This window comes from Bacillus cereus group sp. N14 (assembly GCF_016483555.1).
GTDB lineage: Bacteria > Bacillota > Bacilli > Bacillales > Bacillaceae_G > Bacillus_A > Bacillus_A wiedmannii.
This window is the reverse complement of sequence record NZ_JAEHBQ010000038.1, coordinates 1-18,369: the sequence shown is the minus strand read 5'-3', so window position 1 is coordinate 18,369 and position 18,369 is coordinate 1. Positions and strand designations below refer to the sequence as shown.

Genomic DNA, 18,369 nt, shown 5'->3' with positions numbered 1-18,369 from the left:
TTATCCATTATCTTTCCTATAGAAAGAAAGCAAGTATCGTTCCTACCCATTCTTTCCCTCTATCAATAAGGGAAAGGGGGCTAACATCTTTAAAGGAAAGTAATGACGCATTTTCTAGATCTTCATGGAATTTGTTTTTTACTGTTTGTATAAAATGTTTATCATATAAAAGGCAGTTGATTTCATGGTTAATATATAAACTTCTCATATCAAAGTTTGCAGTTCCAATATCACAAATATAATCATCGACTATAATAACTTTAGCGTGAAAAAAACCTTGTTGAAATGCGTAAATATTACACCCAGCTTGTATTAACTTTCGGCAATATGGGAATTTTGCTTCGCGAACAAGGGCGTGATCCGCTTTTTCTGGAACGAGAACCGTGATTTGAACCCCACGTTTTCGCGCTTTTAATAATGCATTCATAATTTTCTTCCCAGGAATGAAATATGGTGTACCGATAAAGAGTTCTTTTTCCGCACTTTCGATTAAATGTAAAAATGTATTTTGCAAATAGGCACCATCAGTAGGGATAAAACGATGTAGAATGATTCCTGGTTGTTGCTTAGGAAAATAAAGAGGTGAATCTAATAAATTTTGCTTCGTATCGTCGAGCCAATCATGTAAAAATTGCTTTTGTAAATCTTGTATTCCTTCTCCTGTAAGGCGTAAATGATAATCGCGCCATAATCCTAATTTTTGATTATGCCCTAAATATTCTTCTCCAATATTAAACCCACCAATATAACCAATTTTCCCGTCAATAACTGTAATTTTTCTATGGTTTCTTTGATTTGCAGAAAAGAACGGAAAAGGAAATTTCACTTTATGACAAAATGAAAAAGAGATGCCGTGTTTTTGTAGGGAACGAATTGCCTCGTTTGATAAATAATGGCTTCCCAATCGATCGAGTAAAAGTCTTACTTCAATTCCTTCCTGTGCCTTATCGATAAGTAACTTTAAAAATTCACGACTGATTTTATCGTTTTTTACAATGAAGAATAAAACGTGCACATGGTGCCTTGCTTGTTGTATATCAGTAAATAAAGCATCATATAAATCTTGCCCGTATGTATAAAGGTGAAAATTACTTTGACGTAAAGGGAAAGTACGAGAGCGCACACGCTTTAAATGAAGAATCCTCCCATATAAAAGGTCAATTGTGATCCAAAGAGTAACGCATATTAACAAGAGAGATAAGAAGAACATAAGTGAATTCCCTCCTTTGCATTCTTTTCGCCTTCATTTTACTGGCTGCCCGGAAAATCCCAATTGGCTTCACCTTATCCCATATTAAGGGGCGGTAAGCCTCCTACTTAAAAATTAGGCTTACTTAAAGGAATCAGGCGAGAGGAAACAACCCCCTACGGATTAAAGTTTCACTTTATAGTTTCACCGAAATAAACAGCTTTATTAAAAAATATGTTGTTGTATAACAAAAAACTGTTGACTGAATGCTCACTCATTATATAATGAAGACAGGGGATAAAATTCAGAAAATTATATGTTTTTGAAGATTCTAAAAAAGAAAGAGGGCTTACAAAGAGAGGGGTAGCATAAAAATGAATAGCTTACTGATCATTAATTGGCTGGCTGCCATTGCTGTTATTGCTTATGCAGGATATTTGTTTGTGTATCTTATACGGACGAGGATGGCCTACATACAGTTAGGAAAAAAGATTGAATTTGACCGTCGTTTTAAAGAGCGTTGGGATCTCCTTAAGGTCAATGTTTTCGGTCAGAAAAAGCTGCTGAAAGATAAGAAGAGCGGCATTATTCACGTTATGTTCTTTTACGGATTTATTCTTGTCCAATTTGGAGCAATTGACTTCGTTTGGAAAGGACTCGCACCAGGATCACATCTTCCACTTGGACCACTATACCCTGCATTTACATTCTTCCAGGAAATTGTCACACTTGTTATTTTAATTGCAGTCTTTTGGGCTTTTCATAGACGTTATGTTGAGAAGCTAGTTCGTTTAAAACGTAATTTCAAATCAGGTCTTGTTCTTATCTTTATTGGTGGCTTAATGATTTCTGTGCTACTCGGTAATGGGATGGGAATTATATGGCACGGCGAGGAGCTTTCATGGAGTGAACCGATCGCTTCTGCAATCGCTTACGTTTTCTCAGGAATAAATGAAACCGCAGCCATTTCTGTGTTCTATTTCTCTTGGTGGGTGCATCTACTAATTTTGTTAACGTTTTTAGTGTATGTTCCACAATCGAAACACGCGCATTTAATTGCGGGACCAGTTAACGTTTTCTTCGGACGTCTTTCAAATCCAGGGAAACTTGAAAAGATTGACTTTGAAGATGAAACGCAAGAAACATTTGGTGTTGGTAAAATCGAAGACTTTAGACAAAATCAGCTTATTGATTTATACGCTTGCGTAGAGTGTGGTCGCTGTACAAATATGTGCCCGGCAACAGGAACAGGGAAAATGTTATCGCCGATGGATTTAATTTTAAAACTTCGCGATCATTTAACTGATAAAGGAGCAGCAGTGACATCAAAAGCACCGTGGGTTCCAGTAGTTGCTTTTAATAATACACAAGGAAATCAGTTAGCGATGATGGCAGCTGGGAAAGGGCAACAAGAATCAGCAGCTACAACGCTTGCTTACGATCCGAGTTTAATCGGAGATGTTATTACAGAGGAAGAGATTTGGGCTTGTACAACGTGCCGTAACTGTGAAGATCAGTGTCCGGTTATGAATGAGCATGTTGACAAAATTATTGATTTACGCCGCTATCTCGTTTTAACAGAAGGAAAGATGGACGCGGAAGCGCAGCGTGCGATGACAAATATCGAGCGTCAAGGGAATCCGTGGGGACTGAACCGTAAAGAGCGTGAAACTTGGCGCCAAGGTGATGATGAAGTAACGGTTCCAACTGTAAAAGAAAAATCGAAAGCTGGCGAGGAGTTCGAATATTTATTCTGGGTTGGTTCAATGGGATCATATGATAATCGTAGTCAGAAGATTGCGATATCGTTCGCGAAGTTAATGAACGAAGCAGGCATTTCATTCGCGATACTTGGTAATAAAGAAAAGAATTCTGGAGATACACCGCGGCGTCTTGGAAATGAATTTGTCTTCCAAGAGATGGCGACAAAGAATATCGAGGAATTTGAAAAAGCAGGAGTGAAGAAAATCGTTACGATTGATCCTCACGCTTATAACACATTTAAAAATGAGTATCCAGACTTTGGCTTGCAAGCAGAAGTCTATCATCATACAGAATTGTTAGCTCAGTGGGTGAAAGAAGGACGCTTAAAACCTGTTCACGCTATTGAGGAAACAGTTACGTACCATGATTCCTGTTACTTAGGAAGATACAACGAAGTATACGAAGCGCCACGCGATATTTTGAAAGCAATTCCTGGTGTGAATCTTGTAGAAATGGCACGTAACCGTGAAACCGGAATGTGCTGTGGCGCAGGTGGTGGCTTAATGTGGATGGAAGAGACAGCAGGTTCACGTATTAACGTTGCTCGTACAGAACAAGCACTAGCTGTAGAGCCATCCATTATCGGTACAGGTTGTCCATATTGCTTAACGATGATTAGCGATGGGACGAAAGCGAAAGAAGTAGAAGAGAAGGTTCAAACTCTTGATGTAACAGAGATTTTAGAACGCTCTGTTATCGGACAGAAGAAAGAAGCGATGTAATCTGCAAGCATGAATACAACTTTAGAGAGAGGTGCAATCATTGCACCTCTTCTCAACGTAAGAACACCGAGCGAGCGCTCGGTGCTAAAAAAAGAGATGGGGGAAATAGATATGAGTAAAACAGTTATTTTAAGTGCTGCAAGAACACCGGTTGGGAAATTTGGAGGATCTTTAAAAGACGTGAAGGCGACAGAACTTGGGGGAATTGCAATTAAAGCAGCACTTGAGAGAGCAAATGTTTCTGCTAGTGATGTTGAGGAAGTTATATTTGGAACAGTTATTCAAGGGGGACAGGGGCAAATTCCATCGCGCCAAGCTGCGAGGGCTGCTGGAATCCCTTGGGAAGTACAGACGGAAACAGTGAATAAAGTTTGTGCATCAGGGCTTCGTGCGGTTACGTTAGCGGATCAAATTATTCGTACTGGCGATCAATCACTAATTGTAGCTGGCGGTATGGAGTCAATGAGTAACAGTCCTTACATTTTACGAGGCGCAAGATGGGGATACAGAATGGGTAACAACGAAATCATCGATTTAAACGTTGCTGACGGCTTGACATGCGCATTTTCAGGTATACACATGGGTGTTTATGGTGGAGAAGTTGCGAAGGAAGATGGAATCTCTCGCGAAGCGCAAGATGAATGGGCATATCGTAGCCATCAGCGTGCGGTTTCAGCGCATAAAGAAGGACGTTTTGAAGAGGAAATCGTGCCAGTAACGATTCCGCAAAGAAAAGGCGATCCTATCGTCGTTGCAAAAGATGAGGCGCCGCGCGCGGATACAACGATTGAAAAATTAGCGAAATTAAAACCTGTATTTGATAAGACGTCGGCAGTGACAGCGGGTAATGCTCCTGGACTAAATGATGGCGGTGCTGCGCTCGTATTAATGAGCGAAGACAGAGCGAAGCAAGAAGGAAGAAAGCCATTAGCAACAATTTTGGCACATACAGCAATTGCAGTGGAGTCTAAAGATTTCCCAAGAACGCCAGGTTATGCAATTAACGAATTGTTGAAAAAAACAGGCAAGACAATTGAAGATATCGATTTATTCGAGATTAATGAAGCATTTGCAGCGGTAGCAATTGCAAGTACAGAGATTGCAGGAATTGACCCAGATAAATTGAATGTAAATGGCGGCGCAGTGGCAATGGGACATCCAATTGGAGCAAGTGGAGCGCGTATTATCGTTACACTTATCCACGCACTGAAGCAGCGCGGCGGCGGAATTGGAATTGCTTCTATTTGTAGCGGTGGCGGTCAAGGTGACGCAATTATGATTGAAGTTCGTTAATTTACGTGTAGGTGATTTTTGATTTATTAACAATTTATATTGAGGGGGAAGAAAGAATGGGTGTACAAAAAATAGTTGTAATTGGTGCAGGACAAATGGGTTCGGGGATCGCACAAGTATGTGCAATGGCAGGATATGATGTGAAGGTACAAGATTTAAAACAAGAGCAATTAGACAGAGGATTGGCTATTATTACGAAAAACTTAGCGCGCCAAGTAGAAAAAGGACGCATGAAGGAAGAAGAGAAGGAAGCGACGTTAAATCGCCTTACAGTAACGCTTGATTTAGATTGTGTGAAGGAAGCGGATCTTGTTATTGAAGCGGCTGTTGAGAAAATGGATATAAAAAAGAAAATCTTTGCGAATCTAGATGAAATTGCTCCAGATCACGCAATTTTAGCGACGAATACGTCATCTCTACCAATTACAGAAATTGCAGCGGTAACGAAACGTCCGGAGAAAGTAATCGGTATGCACTTTATGAATCCCGTTCCGGTTATGAAGCTTGTTGAAATTATTCGTGGTTTGGCTACAGATGATGAGGTGTACGAAACAATTGAAGATATTACGAAAAAAATCGGGAAAGTGCCAGTTGAAGTAAATGATTTCCCAGGATTTGTATCGAACCGTATTTTATTACCGATGATTAACGAAGCGATCTATACGTTATATGAAGGTGTAGCGACGAAAGAAGCGATTGATGAAGTAATGAAACTAGGTATGAATCATCCGATGGGACCACTTACATTAGCTGATTTTATCGGTTTAGATACATGTTTATACATTATGGAAGTGTTGCATGAAGGATTAGGAGATAGTAAATATCGCCCATGTCCATTATTACGCAAGTATGTGAACGCAGGATGGTTAGGACGTAAAACAGGCCGTGGTTTCTACGTTTACGAATAAAGTCCTCCTTTTATTAAAATAGTGGTCTTACCAAATTATTAAAAAGATATATAGCAAACGGAGGCGGAGTACATGAATTTTCATTTTACTGAAGAGCAACAAATGATGAGGAAAATGGTTCGAGATTTTGCGCAGAAGGAAATAGCTCCCTTTGTTCCTAGTATGGAACAAGGGGTGTTCCCAAAAGAGATTTTGCAGAAGATGGGTGAGCTTGGACTAATGGGTATTCCAGCGCCTGCAAAATATGGCGGGGCAGAAATGGATTTTATTTCTTACATTTTAGCAATTGAGGAAATTTCAAAGGTAAGTGCGACGGTTGGTGTAATTTTAGCTGTACATACGTCAGTTGGAATGAACCCGATTTTATATTTTGGAACAGAAGAACAGAAGCAGAAATATGTTTCTAAACTTGCGACTGGTGAATATTTAGGTGCATTTGCATTAACAGAACCAAATGCAGGATCAGATGCAGGGAGTTTGAAATCAAGAGCTGTAAAGAAAGGCGATCACTACATTATTAATGGATCGAAAGTATTTATTACAAATGGCGGTGAAGCAAGTACATACATTGTATTCGCTTCTACAAATCCAGAGGCAGGAAAAAGTGGGATTTCTGCATTTATAGTAGAGAAAGATACACCGGGCTTAATTATCGGCAAAGATGAGCATAAAATGGGACTTCTTGGTTCTCGCACGGTACAACTTACGTTTGAAGATATGAAAGTGCCGGCCGAGAATTTACTTGGTGAAGAAGGACAAGGATTTAAGGTGGCAATGGCGAATTTAGATGTTGGACGAATTGGAATCGGAGCGCAGGCATTAGGAATCGCGGAAGCGGCGCTTGCATGTGCGATTGATTATGCGAAAGAGCGTGAGCAATTCGGCAAGCCAATTGCGGCGCAGCAAGGAATCGGATTCAAACTTGCAGATATGGCAACTAGTGTAGAAGCAGCGCGATTACTTGTATACAGAGCGGCATCGCTAAGAGCGCAAGGATTACCATGCGGTAAAGAAGCTTCTATTGCGAAATTATTCGCTTCTAAGACGGCTGTTGAAGTTGCGATTGAAGCGGTGCAAGTATTTGGCGGTTATGGTTATACGAAAGACTATCCAGTAGAACGATTTTTCCGTGATGCGAAAATCACGCAAATATATGAAGGAACGAGTGAGATACAGAAACTTGTTATTAGTCGAGCTTTATAAAAGGACAAGGGGGAGACGGGAATGCATTTTAAACTATCAGAAGAACATGAAATGATAAGAAAAATGGTTCGGGATTTTGCTAAGAACGAAGTAGCACCGACGGCAGCTGAGCGTGATGAAGAAGAGAGATTTGATCGTGCACTATTTGATCAAATGGCAGAGCTTGGTTTAACCGGAATTCCGTGGCCTGAAGAATACGGTGGAATTGGAAGCGATTACTTAGCGTATGTGATTGCTATCGAAGAATTATCTCGTGTTTGTGCTTCAACAGGTGTAACGCTGTCTGCACACACTTCACTTGCTGGTTGGCCAATTTTTAAATTTGGAACGGAAGAACAAAAGCAAAAGTTTTTACGACCGATGGCAGAAGGAACGAAAATTGGTGCATACGGTTTAACGGAACCAAGTTCTGGCTCAGATGCTGGCGGAATGAGGACAACTGCGAAACGAGATGGAGACCATTACATTTTAAATGGATCGAAAATCTTTATTACAAATGGCGGTATTGCTGATATTTATGTTGTTTTTGCGTTAACTGATCCCGAATCGAAGCAGCGTGGTACGAGCGCGTTTATTGTGGAAAGTGATACACCAGGATTTTCAGTTGGGAAGAAGGAAAGCAAGTTAGGGATTCGCTCTTCACCAACAACTGAAATTATGTTCGAAGATTGCCGTATTCCTGTAGAGAACCTACTCGGGGAAGAGGGCCAAGGATTTAAAGTTGCGATGCAAACATTAGATGGCGGCCGTAATGGTATTGCCGCGCAAGCAGTCGGTATTGCGCAAGGGGCTTTAGATGCTTCTGTAGATTATGCAAGAGAGCGTCATCAGTTTGGGAAACCAATTGCGGCGCAGCAAGGAATTGGCTTTAAACTTGCAGATATGGCAACGGATGTGGAGGCGGCACGTCTTCTAACATACCAAGCGGCTTGGCTTGAATCGGAAGGGCTTCCGTATGGGAAAGAGTCAGCGATGTCAAAAGTATTTGCAGGGGATACAGCGATGAAGGTGACGACTGAAGCGGTACAAGTATTTGGTGGTTACGGTTATACGAAAGATTATCCAGTAGAGCGTTATATGCGCGATGCAAAGATTACACAAATATATGAGGGAACACAAGAGATTCAAAGGCTTGTAATTTCTCGTATGTTAACGAAGTAGGATCAAAGGCGTAGGTATTTTCCTACGCTTTTTCCTTCCAAAAAATAATAGGGAGAGGTGAAGGGGATGGTTAAACACAATGTACATGCGTCCGTGAAAGATGAAAAATTAGTTGCGTTAAGACGTGAACAAATGATTAAAGGTGCGGTGCAATTGTTTAAGCAAAAAGGGTTCCCACGTACAACAACGAGAGAGATTGCGAAGGCGGCTGGGTTTAGTATTGGAACACTTTATGAGTACATTCGTACAAAAGATGATGTTTTATATTTAGTTTGTGATAGTATTTATGAACATGTAAAAGAAAGATTAGAGGAAGTAGTGTGTACAGAGAAGGGAAGTATAGAAAGCTTAAAGATAGCGATAACGAATTATTTTAAAGTGATGGATGAATTGCAAGAAGAAGTATTAATTATGTATCAAGAGGTACGTTTTTTACCGAAAGAATCACTCCCATATGTATTAGAAAAAGAGTTTCAAATGGTCGGGATGTTTGAGAATATTTTAGAGCAGTGTACAGAAAATGGGACATTTACATTAAATAAAAAAGAGATACAGCTTCTTGCACATAACATTTTCATACAAGGACAAATGTGGGGATTTAGACGTTGGGCCCTGCAAAAACTGTATACGCTTGAAGAATATACAGAAATGCAAATTAGGTATGTACTGCAAGGAGCGCATATGTTTCCGAAATAAGGAATAGACAAATTATAATTTTATTACCATATTAAAGTTTCCCGTTTTTTTTGTAGCATATTTGTGCGACTTTTGTTTATAATGAATAGTATGGATTTTTTTAAGCAGACCGTTATATATAAGGTTATATTTGAAGAAAGGAAGTGCCGCATAAGTGAATTTTAAGCAATATTCACCAGAAGAGCTAAAAGAATGTTCAATGATTGAAGTTGTACATAGCGTTTTAGGGGATAAAAGACAAGCAACGACATTCAACGAGTTGGTTCGAGAAATCGCTCAAGTGCTGGGACTATCTCAAGAGCAAGTTAATGCGAAACTCGCACAATTTTATACAGATTTAAACATCGATGGACGTTTCATTAATTTAGGAGAAAATCGTTGGGGACTACGTAGCTGGTACCCATATGAGCAAATTGATGAAGAAATCTTACCTCAGCCAAAACCGAAGAAGAAACGTAAAGTTGAAGAGGACGGTTTTGACGACTACATCGAAGAAGATGAAGACTTCGACGATGCAGAAGCAAGTGAAGAAGAGGTAGAAGATTTGGACAAGGTTCTTGAAGAAGAAGACGGAGATGACGATGATCTTGATGATTTAGATGAAGATGATGAAGATGACTTCGCCGAAGAAGAACTTGAGTACGATGAAGCTGAAGCTGAAGAAGAAGAAGAGGAAGAACTGTAGTTCTTGACTTTTCATTATCGTCCATGTAGAATCATTTTTGGGCTCTTTAAAAAAGGACGATAATACTTTTAAAGTGTAAATATAAAAGAAAATTGCTCCCTACTTATTACTTTATGTGATGAGGGGAGCAATTTTCTTTTTTGTTTTTTGTTTAGAAAATAAAAAGAGTCTAACAATAAGATGGATACAGTGTTATCTACATACGTTGCGCTTTGCAACGGTGATTATATAACAGCAAAATAGGAGGGAGCTTTTTCATGACTAAGTATATTTTTGTAACAGGCGGTGTAGTATCGTCTCTAGGAAAAGGTATTACAGCAGCATCTCTTGGAAGACTTTTAAAAAATCGTGGTTTAAACGTAACGATTCAAAAGTTTGATCCGTACATTAACGTAGACCCAGGGACTATGAGCCCATACCAACACGGTGAGGTATTCGTAACAGATGATGGTGCAGAAACTGATTTAGACCTTGGTCACTATGAGCGTTTCATCGACATCAACTTAAACAAATACAGCAACGTAACAACAGGTAAAATTTACTCTTCAGTTCTTCAAAAAGAGCGCCGTGGTGAATACCTAGGAGGAACAGTTCAAGTTATTCCTCACATTACTAACGAAATTAAAGAGCGTGTATACCGTTCTGGTCGCGAAACAAACGCGGACGTTGTTATTACAGAAATTGGTGGAACTGTTGGTGACATCGAGTCTCTACCATTCTTAGAAGCAATCCGTCAAATTAAGAGCGACATCGGTCGTGACAATGTAATGTACATTCACTGTACGTTAATCCCGTACTTAAAAGCAGCGGGTGAAATGAAAACAAAACCAACGCAACATAGCGTTAAAGAGCTTCGCAGCTTAGGTATTCAACCAAATATTATCGTTGTTCGTACAGAATTGCCTGTTTCTCAAGATATGAAAGACAAGCTTGCATTATTCTGTGACATTGATACAAAAGCAGTTATCGAAGCACGCGATGCAGATACTTTATATGCGGTTCCATTATCTCTTCAAGAGCAAAATATGGACCAAATCGTTTGCGATCACTTAAAATTAGACAATCCAGCTGCAGATATGACAGAGTGGACTGCGCTAGTTAATAAAGTACGTAACCTTTCTAAGAAAACAAAAATTGCTCTTGTTGGTAAATACGTAGAGCTTCAAGATGCATACATTTCTGTTGTAGAAGCACTTCGTCATGCGGGTTATTCATTCGACACAGATGTAGAAGTGAAATGGGTAAACGCTGAGCACGTAACACTAGAGAACGTACAAGAATTAGTTGGTGACACAGATGGTATCCTTGTACCTGGTGGATTCGGCGATCGTGGTGTAGAAGGTAAAATCGTTGCAATTCAATATGCTCGTGAAAACAAAGTACCATTCTTAGGAATTTGCTTAGGTATGCAACTTGCATCAATCGAATTCGCACGTAACGTATTAGGATTAGAAGGAGCTAACTCTTCTGAAATAAATCCTGACACACCTTATGCAATCATTGACTTATTACCAGAACAAAAAGATGTAGAAGACTTAGGTGGCACACTTCGTCTTGGTCTATACCCATGTAAGCTTGCTGAAGAAACAAATGCTTACAATGCTTACAACGAGCCGGTTGTATATGAGCGTCATCGTCATCGTTATGAGTTCAACAATCAATTCCGTCCGGATATGGAAAAAGAAGGATTTGTATTCTCTGGTACAAGCCCAGACGGTCGTCTAGTTGAAATCATTGAATTAAAAGACCACCCTTGGTTCGTGGCAGCACAGTTCCATCCAGAACTTGTATCTCGTCCAAATCGTCCACAACCATTGTTCCATGACTTCGTAAGTGCTTCTATTACGAATAAAGAGAGCAAGTAATAAAAAAAAGCGCCTGAAATAGGGCGCTTTTTTTAATATTCATTTAACATTTCATCGATTGTAAATTTGATTCCATGATATGCAAATAAAGCTATCATTAAACTTGGGAATCCGTAGCGATTGCCTTCATCGTCTGGAATAAGGCCTTTTAACAGCTTAGTATCAATATGTACATCTGTATATTGTTCTAGTGATTCAGTACCTTCTTGAATAGCAGAGATGCCGACAATAGAGTGTCCATCAGCTTGAAGTTTTTTTGCCATTGCTACAACTTCTTCATCTGTTGAAAAACGGCTAATAAGAAGTACGCGGTCTGCAGAAGTTACCTCTACTTCTTTACCATTTTCAAATAATCGTTTTGCTTGCTTCATTGGCTCAGCACCGAATAATGCTTCAGCAACAACGCCCTCCATTTCATTTGTACCATGTAAATAAATGAAACCGTCGCCAACTAATGCTTGAGCAAGTAGACGGGCGCTATCTTCTATATTCATTTCTTCTTTTTGAGAAACTCTGGAGAAATAACCACTTAATTGAGTTGAAAAAATTTTTAACATAATGTTACTCCCTTTCGTACGTGTTTACCGGCTTTCATTATAGTTTATTTTTTTAGAAAGGTGAAATCGAAGGGTAGCATAACAAAATAGGAAACGGTAAAATAAGAAAGAATAGGAAGGGATTTGCCAAAGAATAGCGAAAATTAATCGTTAAGATATAAGAAGCTTTAAATCTTGTATTTATACAGAAAGGTTGGGAGTTATGGAAGGTAAAATTTTAATCGTTGATGATCAATATGGCATTCGTGTGTTATTACATGAAGTGTTCCAAAAAGAAGGTTATCAGACATTCCAAGCAGCGAATGGATTTCAAGCTTTAGATATCGTGAAAAAAGATAATCCAGATTTAGTAGTGTTAGATATGAAAATTCCAGGTATGGATGGTATAGAGATTTTAAAACATGTAAAGGAAATTGATGAGAGTATTAAAGTAATTTTAATGACTGCTTATGGAGAGCTTGATATGATCCAAGAAGCGAAAGATTTAGGAGCTTTAATGCACTTTGCTAAACCGTTTGATATTGATGAGATTCGTCAAGCGGTGAGAGAACAGCTTGCTGTAGAGGCGTAAAAAATGAATTTTTTATAAAAAATATGGAAAAAAGCGTTTACATGGACTAATGAGCAGGTGAATACGGTTGAGTTTTTGAGTACAAGTTGTTATCCTATTGAGTGTAGAAAAAAGTCCGGTATGTAAATATACATATTTTACCTTATTCTGGTCATACTACCAGCGATAAGAACTTATCGGATACAAAAAACGTTTTTTAGGAGGATTCACCATGCCTTTAGTTTCTATGAAAGAAATGCTAAACACAGCACTAGAAGGAAAATACGCAGTTGGTCAATTCAACATGAACAACTTAGAGTGGACTCAAGCTATCTTAGCTGCTGCGGAAGAAGAAAAGTCTCCTGTAATCCTAGGTGTATCTGAGGGTGCAGCTCGTCATATGACTGGTTTCAAAACAGTTGTAGCTATGGTTAAAGCTTTAATCGAAGAAATGAACATCACTGTTCCTGTAGCGATTCACCTTGACCATGGTTCAAGCTTCGAAAAATGTAAAGAAGCAATTGATGCAGGTTTCACATCTGTAATGATCGACGCTTCTCACCACCCATTCGAAGAAAACGTTGAAACTACTAAAAAAGTAGTAGAATACGCACACGCTCGTAACGTATCTGTTGAAGCTGAGCTTGGAACAGTTGGCGGACAAGAAGACGACATCATCGCTGAAGGCGTAATTTACGCTGATCCAGCAGAGTGTAAGCACCTTGTTGAAGCAACAGGTATCGATTGCCTAGCTCCAGCTTTAGGTTCTGTACACGGTCCTTACAAAGGTGAGCCTAACTTAGGATTCGCTGAAATGGAACAAGTTCGTGACTTCACTGGCGTACCTTTAGTATTACACGGTGGTACTGGTATCCCAACTGCTGATATCGTAAAAGCTATTTCTTTAGGTACTTCAAAAATTAACGTAAACACTGAGAACCAAATTGAGTTTACAAAAGCTGTTCGTGAAGCATTAAGCAAAGACCAAGAAGTTTACGATCCTCGTAAATATATTGGACCTGGCCGCGACGCTATTAAAGCAACTGTTGCTGGTAAAATGCGTGAATTCGGTTCTAACGGTAAAGCGTAAGAATAAAATTCCGTTTTGGAAACCGTCTAGTCTTTTAGACGGTTTCCTTTCGTTGTATAATGAAAGCGTGAACAAGTCTAAAGATTTTTATCATTTTGTTTTTGAAATAGAAAATAATGTGCATAGTCCTATTAATAAATGTGATAATGTATCTAAATTGATAATGTAAATTCGATGAATAGTTAATCTTTATCTATTCGTACTACGGGAGAAATGAAGATAATGGTTTCCTATTTATTGAGTGTTAGGGTGGAAAGAGTGATTGAGATTCTTAAGGGGAGCTTTCTATAAGGATATAGAAAGTAAATACATTCACAAGAAGGGAGCTCAATATGGAAAAATTGCTAATTGAAGGCGGAAGAGCTTTAAATGGAACAATTCGAGTGAGTGGTGCAAAGAACAGCGCCGTTGCACTAATTCCAGCGACAATTTTAGCAGATACTCCAGTAACTATTGGTGGTGTCCCTAATATTTCGGACGTGAAAATGTTAGGAGACTTGCTAGAGGAAATTGGAGGAAGAGTAGCTTATGGACAGGAGGAAGAGATGATAGTCGATCCTTCTAACATGGTTGCAATGCCTTTACCGAATGGAAAAGTGAAAAAATTGCGTGCTTCTTATTATTTAATGGGTGCGATGCTTGGCCGTTTTAAAAAAGCTGTTATTGGGCTTCCAGGTGGATGTCATTTAGGACCGAGGCCTATTGATCAGCATATTAAAGGATTTGAAGCGTTAGGTGCACATGTTACGAATGAACAGGGTGCGATTTATTTAAGAGCAGATGAATTGCGCGGGGCACGTATTTATTTAGATGTTGTTAGTGTAGGAGCTACAATTAATATTATGCTAGCAGCTGTGCGAGCGAAAGGTAGAACTGTTATTGAAAACGCAGCGAAAGAACCAGAGATTATTGATGTAGCTACATTGTTAACAAGCATGGGTGCACGCATTAAAGGTGCGGGCACAGATGTAATCCGAATTGATGGTGTGGATTCACTGCACGGTTGTCACCATACGATCATTCCGGATCGTATTGAAGCGGGTACGTATATGATTTTAGGAGCTGCATCAGGAGGAGAAATAACGGTTGATAATGTGATTCCTCAGCATTTAGAGTCAGTTACAGCGAAGTTAAGAGAAGCTGGTGTCCAAGTTGAAACGAACGATGACCAAATTACAGTGAACGGTAATAGAAGGTTAAAAGTAGTTGATATAAAAACGCTTGTATATCCAGGATTCCCAACAGATTTACAACAACCATTTACAACGCTTTTAACAAAGGCGCACGGAACGGGTGTTGTAACGGATACGATTTACGGCGCACGCTTTAAACACATTGATGAATTACGTCGTATGAACGCACAAATTAAAGTGGAAGGTCGTTCGGCAATTGTAACTGGTCCTGTTTTATTACAAGGTGCAAAAGTGAAAGCGAGTGATTTGCGAGCTGGAGCGGCCCTTGTTATTGCAGGGTTAATGGCGGATGGAATTACAGAAGTAACCGGACTTGAGCATATTGATCGAGGTTATGAAAATATAGTAGACAAGCTTAAAGGTCTTGGCGCAAACATTTGGCGAGAACAAATGACAAGTCAAGAAATTGAAGAGATGAAGAACGCATAAGTGATACTTCCGCAAGGGGGAAGCGAAGCATCACTACTTGCGGAAGTATACTTTGTAGAGAAACACGGTTCACAAAATACGGCAGAAATATAAAGACTTAAAGGAGAGGGATTATCGTGGAAAGAAGTTTATCTATGGAGTTAGTACGTGTAACAGAGGCTGCAGCATTATCATCAGCGCGTTGGATGGGGCGCGGGAAAAAGGATGAGGCAGACGGTGCAGCAACATCAGCTATGCGTGATGTATTTGATACAATCCCGATGAAAGGTACAGTTGTAATTGGTGAAGGCGAGATGGACGAAGCACCAATGCTGTATATCGGAGAGAAATTAGGTACAGGATATGGACCACGTGTAGACGTTGCGGTTGATCCTTTAGAAGGGACAAACATCGTAGCAGCTGGTGGATGGAATGCTCTTGCTGTTATTGCAATTGCAGATCATGGTAATTTGTTACATGCTCCTGACATGTACATGGATAAAATCGCGGTTGGCCCAGAAGCGGTTGGGGCGGTCGATATTGATGCGCCTATTATCGATAACTTACGTGCGGTTGCGAAAGCGAAAAATAAAGATATTGAAGATGTTGTAGCGACAGTTTTAAACCGTCCACGTCATCAAGCGATTATCGAAGAAATTCGTAAAGCTGGTGCTCGTATTAAATTAATTAACGATGGAGATGTGGCTGGAGCAATTAACACCGCATTTGATCGCACAGGTGTAGATATTTTATTCGGCTCTGGTGGAGCACCTGAGGGTGTATTAGCAGCAGTTGCATTAAAATGTTTAGGTGGAGAAATTCATGGAAAGCTTCTGCCTCAAAATGAAGCTGAATTAGCTCGCTGTAAAAAAATGGGTATTGAAGATATAAATCGTATCCTTCGCATGGAAGACTTAGTAAAAGGTGACGATGCAATCTTTGCGGCAACAGGCGTAACAGACGGAGAACTATTACGCGGCGTTCAATTTAAAGGTAGCGTAGGAACAACACAATCCCTTGTTATGCGTGCAAAATCAGGCACAGTACGCTTCGTAGACGGACGTCATAGCTTGAATAAAAAACCAAACTTGGTTATTAAGTAAAAAGCGTAAGCAGCTCGTTCAGAATGGGAGGGGCATTGTAGCTCCTGACCATTCTAGCTACTGGAACTAGGTTAAATAAAAGCGAAGACAAATTTTCTTGTCTTCGCTTCTTGTATTTGTGTTTCAACGTATTGATTAAAACTAGATAAAAGGGTTACAATAGTGAATATTACCCTACTTGAACTTATTGCCTTTCATTATTAATTATTTGCCTTCCGTATTTTTTCCCTTTACCCATGTGAAAAGAGAATAACGTTAAAGTGTGGTGTCTGAATGAATTTGTCAATTGCAGCATTAGAAAACATGAAATTAAAAGAGTTATACGAGCTTGCGAAAGAATTTAAGATTTCGTATTATAGCAAATTAACGAAAAAAGAGTTAATCTTCGCTATCCTAAAAGCTCGAGCAGAAAAAGAAGGTTTCTTCTTCATGGAAGGCGTATTAGAAATTATTCAATCAGAAGGATTTGGATTCCTACGTCCTATCAACTATTCTCCAAGCTCAGAAGATATTTATATCTCAGCTTCGCAAATTCGTCGTTTCGATTTACGTAATGGAGACAAGGTTTCTGGTAAAGTACGACCTCCGAAAGAAAATGAACGCTATTTTGGATTATTACAAGTTGAAGCTGTAAACGGAGATGATCCAGAGTCAGCAAAAGAGCGTGTGCATTTCCCTGCATTAACACCATTATACCCAGATCGCCAAATGAAATTGGAAACGGAACCGAAAAAGTTACCGACACGCATCATGGATTTAATCGCACCAGTTGGATTTGGACAACGTGGTTTAATTGTCGCGCCTCCAAAGGCTGGTAAAACAAGTCTATTAAAAGAAATCGCACACAGTGTTACAACAAATCACCCGGAAGCTGAATTAATTGTACTTTTAATTGATGAGCGTCCAGAGGAAGTAACAGACATCGAACGTTCTGTTAAAGGAGATGTTGTAAGCTCTACTTTTGATGAAGTGCCAGAAAATCATATTAAAGTAGCGGAACTTGTGTTAGAACGTGCAATGCGTCTTGTAGAGCACAAAAAAGATGTTATCATTTTAATGGATAGTATTACCCGTTTAGCGCGAGCTTACAACCTTGTTATTCCGCCAAGTGGTAGAACATTATCGGGTGGTATCGACCCAGCTGCCTTCCATAGACCGAAGCGTTTCTTTGGAGCTGCACGTAATATTGAAGAAGGCGGTAGCTTAACGATTTTAGCAACAGCGCTTGTTGATACAGGATCTCGTATGGACGATGTAATTTACGAAGAATTTAAAGGAACTGGAAATATGGAACTTCACTTAGATCGTTCATTAGCTGAGCGTCGTATCTTCCCGGCAATTGATATTCGCCGTTCTGGTACACGTAAAGAAGATCTATTAATTCCGAAAGAACATTTAGACAAGCTATGGGGTATTCGTAAAACAATGCGTGATACACCAGACTTTGTCGAAGGTTTCTTACGTAAACTTCGTCAAACAAAGACAAATGAAGAATTTTTACAAAACATTGTTGCAGACTCAAAAAGATATGTAACAACTAAGTAAAGGGAAAAGATTGGGACTCGCTTATTTTGTGGTAAGCGAGTTTTTTATGTTTTTTTAAGGGAATATTAGAGAGAGCAATATATGGGGGAATTTTGTTTTTTGAGATGAAAATCATATTTGGGTCGAGAGTTTGAAGTGTCCTGGATTCTGAACGAGCCGCTTGTGCTTTTAATTCGATCCAGCTTCAGCGGCTAGAATGGTCGGTGGCTTCGCGTCTTCCTACGAAGCAAAAAGCGCTTCTACGTCAGAAGCTCCATCCCCCTCCCATTCTGAGCGAGCCGTTTGCGCTTTTAATTATATCCAGCTTCAGCGGCTAGAATGGTCGGTGGCTTCACTTCTTCCTACGAGGCAAAAAGCGCCTCTACGTCAGAAGCTCCATCCCCCTCCCATTCTGAGCGAGCCGTTTGCGCTTTTAATTATATCCAGCTCCAGCGGCT

The 18,369-nt window shown here is 39.6% G+C and carries 15 protein-coding genes; 13 read left to right on the top strand and 2 right to left on the bottom strand.

Features of this window, described 5'->3' with window-relative positions; genetic code table 11:
• Window positions 1-16: 16 nt before the first annotated feature.
• Window positions 17-1,210, bottom strand: coding sequence for a cardiolipin synthase (cls, locus tag JDS82_RS28160; RefSeq protein WP_061671859.1), 1,194 nt, complete (start codon window positions 1,208-1,210; stop codon window positions 17-19).
• 353 nt (window positions 1,211-1,563) lie between these two features.
• On the opposite strand from cls, the gene JDS82_RS28155 reads away from it, so the two are divergent.
• The 8 genes from JDS82_RS28155 to pyrG all read left to right on the top strand — a co-directional run bounded on the left by JDS82_RS28155 (window position 1,564) and on the right by pyrG (window position 11,486).
• A complete protein-coding gene (locus JDS82_RS28155; protein ID WP_048542718.1) occupies window positions 1,564-3,675 on the top strand; it encodes a (Fe-S)-binding protein in 2,112 nt (703 codons plus the stop codon).
• A gap of 9 nt (window positions 3,676-3,684) precedes the next feature.
• Window positions 3,685-4,968, top strand: coding sequence for an acetyl-CoA C-acetyltransferase (locus tag JDS82_RS28150; protein ID WP_002108940.1), 1,284 nt, complete (start codon window positions 3,685-3,687; stop codon window positions 4,966-4,968).
• 56 nt (window positions 4,969-5,024) lie between these two features.
• A complete protein-coding gene (locus JDS82_RS28145) occupies window positions 5,025-5,876 on the top strand; it encodes a 3-hydroxybutyryl-CoA dehydrogenase (RefSeq protein WP_048566720.1) in 852 nt (283 codons plus the stop codon).
• 72 nt (window positions 5,877-5,948) lie between these two features.
• Window positions 5,949-7,079: an acyl-CoA dehydrogenase gene (locus tag JDS82_RS28140; RefSeq protein WP_001009066.1), complete on the top strand. Its 1,131-nt coding sequence runs from the start codon at window positions 5,949-5,951 to the stop codon at window positions 7,077-7,079.
• A gap of 21 nt (window positions 7,080-7,100) precedes the next feature.
• Window positions 7,101-8,240 carry an acyl-CoA dehydrogenase AcdA gene (gene acdA / locus JDS82_RS28135; protein WP_048566719.1) on the top strand — a complete coding sequence of 380 codons (1,140 nt, stop codon included), beginning with the start codon at window positions 7,101-7,103 and terminating at the stop codon, window positions 8,238-8,240.
• A 66-nt stretch (window positions 8,241-8,306) separates the two neighbouring features.
• Entirely contained in the window at window positions 8,307-8,936 is a 630-nt protein-coding gene (locus JDS82_RS28130) for a TetR/AcrR family transcriptional regulator (protein WP_000238598.1), read from the top strand.
• Window positions 8,937-9,090: 154 nt separating this feature from the next.
• The gene (rpoE, locus tag JDS82_RS28125; protein ID WP_001009784.1) at window positions 9,091-9,621 is read left to right on the top strand and encodes a DNA-directed RNA polymerase subunit delta; all 531 of its coding nucleotides are present in this window, start codon (window positions 9,091-9,093) and stop codon (window positions 9,619-9,621) included.
• A gap of 257 nt (window positions 9,622-9,878) precedes the next feature.
• Window positions 9,879-11,486, top strand: a complete 1,608-nt coding sequence (gene pyrG, locus JDS82_RS28120) for a CTP synthase (RefSeq protein ID WP_000170449.1) — start codon at window positions 9,879-9,881, stop codon at window positions 11,484-11,486.
• Between the two features lie 32 nt (window positions 11,487-11,518).
• Here the strand turns inward: pyrG and JDS82_RS28115 are convergent, their stop codons facing one another.
• Window positions 11,519-12,043, bottom strand: coding sequence for a DUF2529 domain-containing protein (locus JDS82_RS28115; protein WP_000912405.1), 525 nt, complete (start codon window positions 12,041-12,043; stop codon window positions 11,519-11,521).
• Between the two features lie 202 nt (window positions 12,044-12,245).
• Here JDS82_RS28115 and spo0F point away from each other — a divergent pair, with 202 nt between their 5' ends.
• The 5 genes from spo0F to rho all read left to right on the top strand — a co-directional run bounded on the left by spo0F (window position 12,246) and on the right by rho (window position 17,932).
• Window positions 12,246-12,614 carry a sporulation initiation phosphotransferase Spo0F gene (gene spo0F / locus JDS82_RS28110; protein WP_000398593.1) on the top strand — a complete coding sequence of 123 codons (369 nt, stop codon included), beginning with the start codon at window positions 12,246-12,248 and terminating at the stop codon, window positions 12,612-12,614.
• A gap of 211 nt (window positions 12,615-12,825) precedes the next feature.
• Entirely contained in the window at window positions 12,826-13,683 is an 858-nt protein-coding gene (locus JDS82_RS28105; RefSeq protein WP_001131858.1) for a class II fructose-bisphosphate aldolase, read from the top strand.
• 332 nt (window positions 13,684-14,015) lie between these two features.
• The gene (murA, locus tag JDS82_RS28100) at window positions 14,016-15,305 is read left to right on the top strand and encodes a UDP-N-acetylglucosamine 1-carboxyvinyltransferase (RefSeq protein WP_000413258.1); all 1,290 of its coding nucleotides are present in this window, start codon (window positions 14,016-14,018) and stop codon (window positions 15,303-15,305) included.
• 116 nt (window positions 15,306-15,421) lie between these two features.
• Complete coding sequence (glpX, locus tag JDS82_RS28095; RefSeq protein WP_000442336.1) at window positions 15,422-16,387, top strand: class II fructose-bisphosphatase; 966 nt, start codon at window positions 15,422-15,424, stop codon at window positions 16,385-16,387.
• A 273-nt stretch (window positions 16,388-16,660) separates the two neighbouring features.
• Complete coding sequence (gene rho, locus JDS82_RS28090; RefSeq protein ID WP_001053898.1) at window positions 16,661-17,932, top strand: transcription termination factor Rho; 1,272 nt, start codon at window positions 16,661-16,663, stop codon at window positions 17,930-17,932.
• Window positions 17,933-18,369: the final 437 nt, after the last annotated feature.

Excerpts from the sequence above, each read along its gene's own strand:
- JDS82_RS28105 (WP_001131858.1), top strand. The coding sequence starts at position 12,826 with ATGCCTTTAGTTTCTATGAAAGAAATGCTAAACACAGCACTAGAAGGA.
- acdA (WP_048566719.1), top strand. The coding sequence starts at position 7,101 with ATGCATTTTAAACTATCAGAAGAACATGAAATGATAAGAAAAATGGTT.
- spo0F (WP_000398593.1), top strand. The coding sequence starts at position 12,246 with ATGGAAGGTAAAATTTTAATCGTTGATGATCAATATGGCATTCGTGTG.
- JDS82_RS28140 (WP_001009066.1), top strand. The coding sequence starts at position 5,949 with ATGAATTTTCATTTTACTGAAGAGCAACAAATGATGAGGAAAATGGTT.
- JDS82_RS28155 (WP_048542718.1), top strand. The coding sequence starts at position 1,564 with ATGAATAGCTTACTGATCATTAATTGGCTGGCTGCCATTGCTGTTATT.
- rho (WP_001053898.1), top strand. The coding sequence starts at position 16,661 with ATGAATTTGTCAATTGCAGCATTAGAAAACATGAAATTAAAAGAGTTA.
- JDS82_RS28150 (WP_002108940.1), top strand. The coding sequence starts at position 3,685 with ATGAATACAACTTTAGAGAGAGGTGCAATCATTGCACCTCTTCTCAAC.
- cls (WP_061671859.1), bottom strand. The coding sequence starts at position 1,210 with ATGTTCTTCTTATCTCTCTTGTTAATATGCGTTACTCTTTGGATCACA.
- JDS82_RS28130 (WP_000238598.1), top strand. The coding sequence starts at position 8,307 with ATGGTTAAACACAATGTACATGCGTCCGTGAAAGATGAAAAATTAGTT.
- JDS82_RS28115 (WP_000912405.1), bottom strand. The coding sequence starts at position 12,043 with ATGTTAAAAATTTTTTCAACTCAATTAAGTGGTTATTTCTCCAGAGTT.
- pyrG (WP_000170449.1), top strand. The coding sequence starts at position 9,879 with ATGACTAAGTATATTTTTGTAACAGGCGGTGTAGTATCGTCTCTAGGA.
- murA (WP_000413258.1), top strand. The coding sequence starts at position 14,016 with ATGGAAAAATTGCTAATTGAAGGCGGAAGAGCTTTAAATGGAACAATT.
- JDS82_RS28145 (WP_048566720.1), top strand. The coding sequence starts at position 5,025 with ATGGGTGTACAAAAAATAGTTGTAATTGGTGCAGGACAAATGGGTTCG.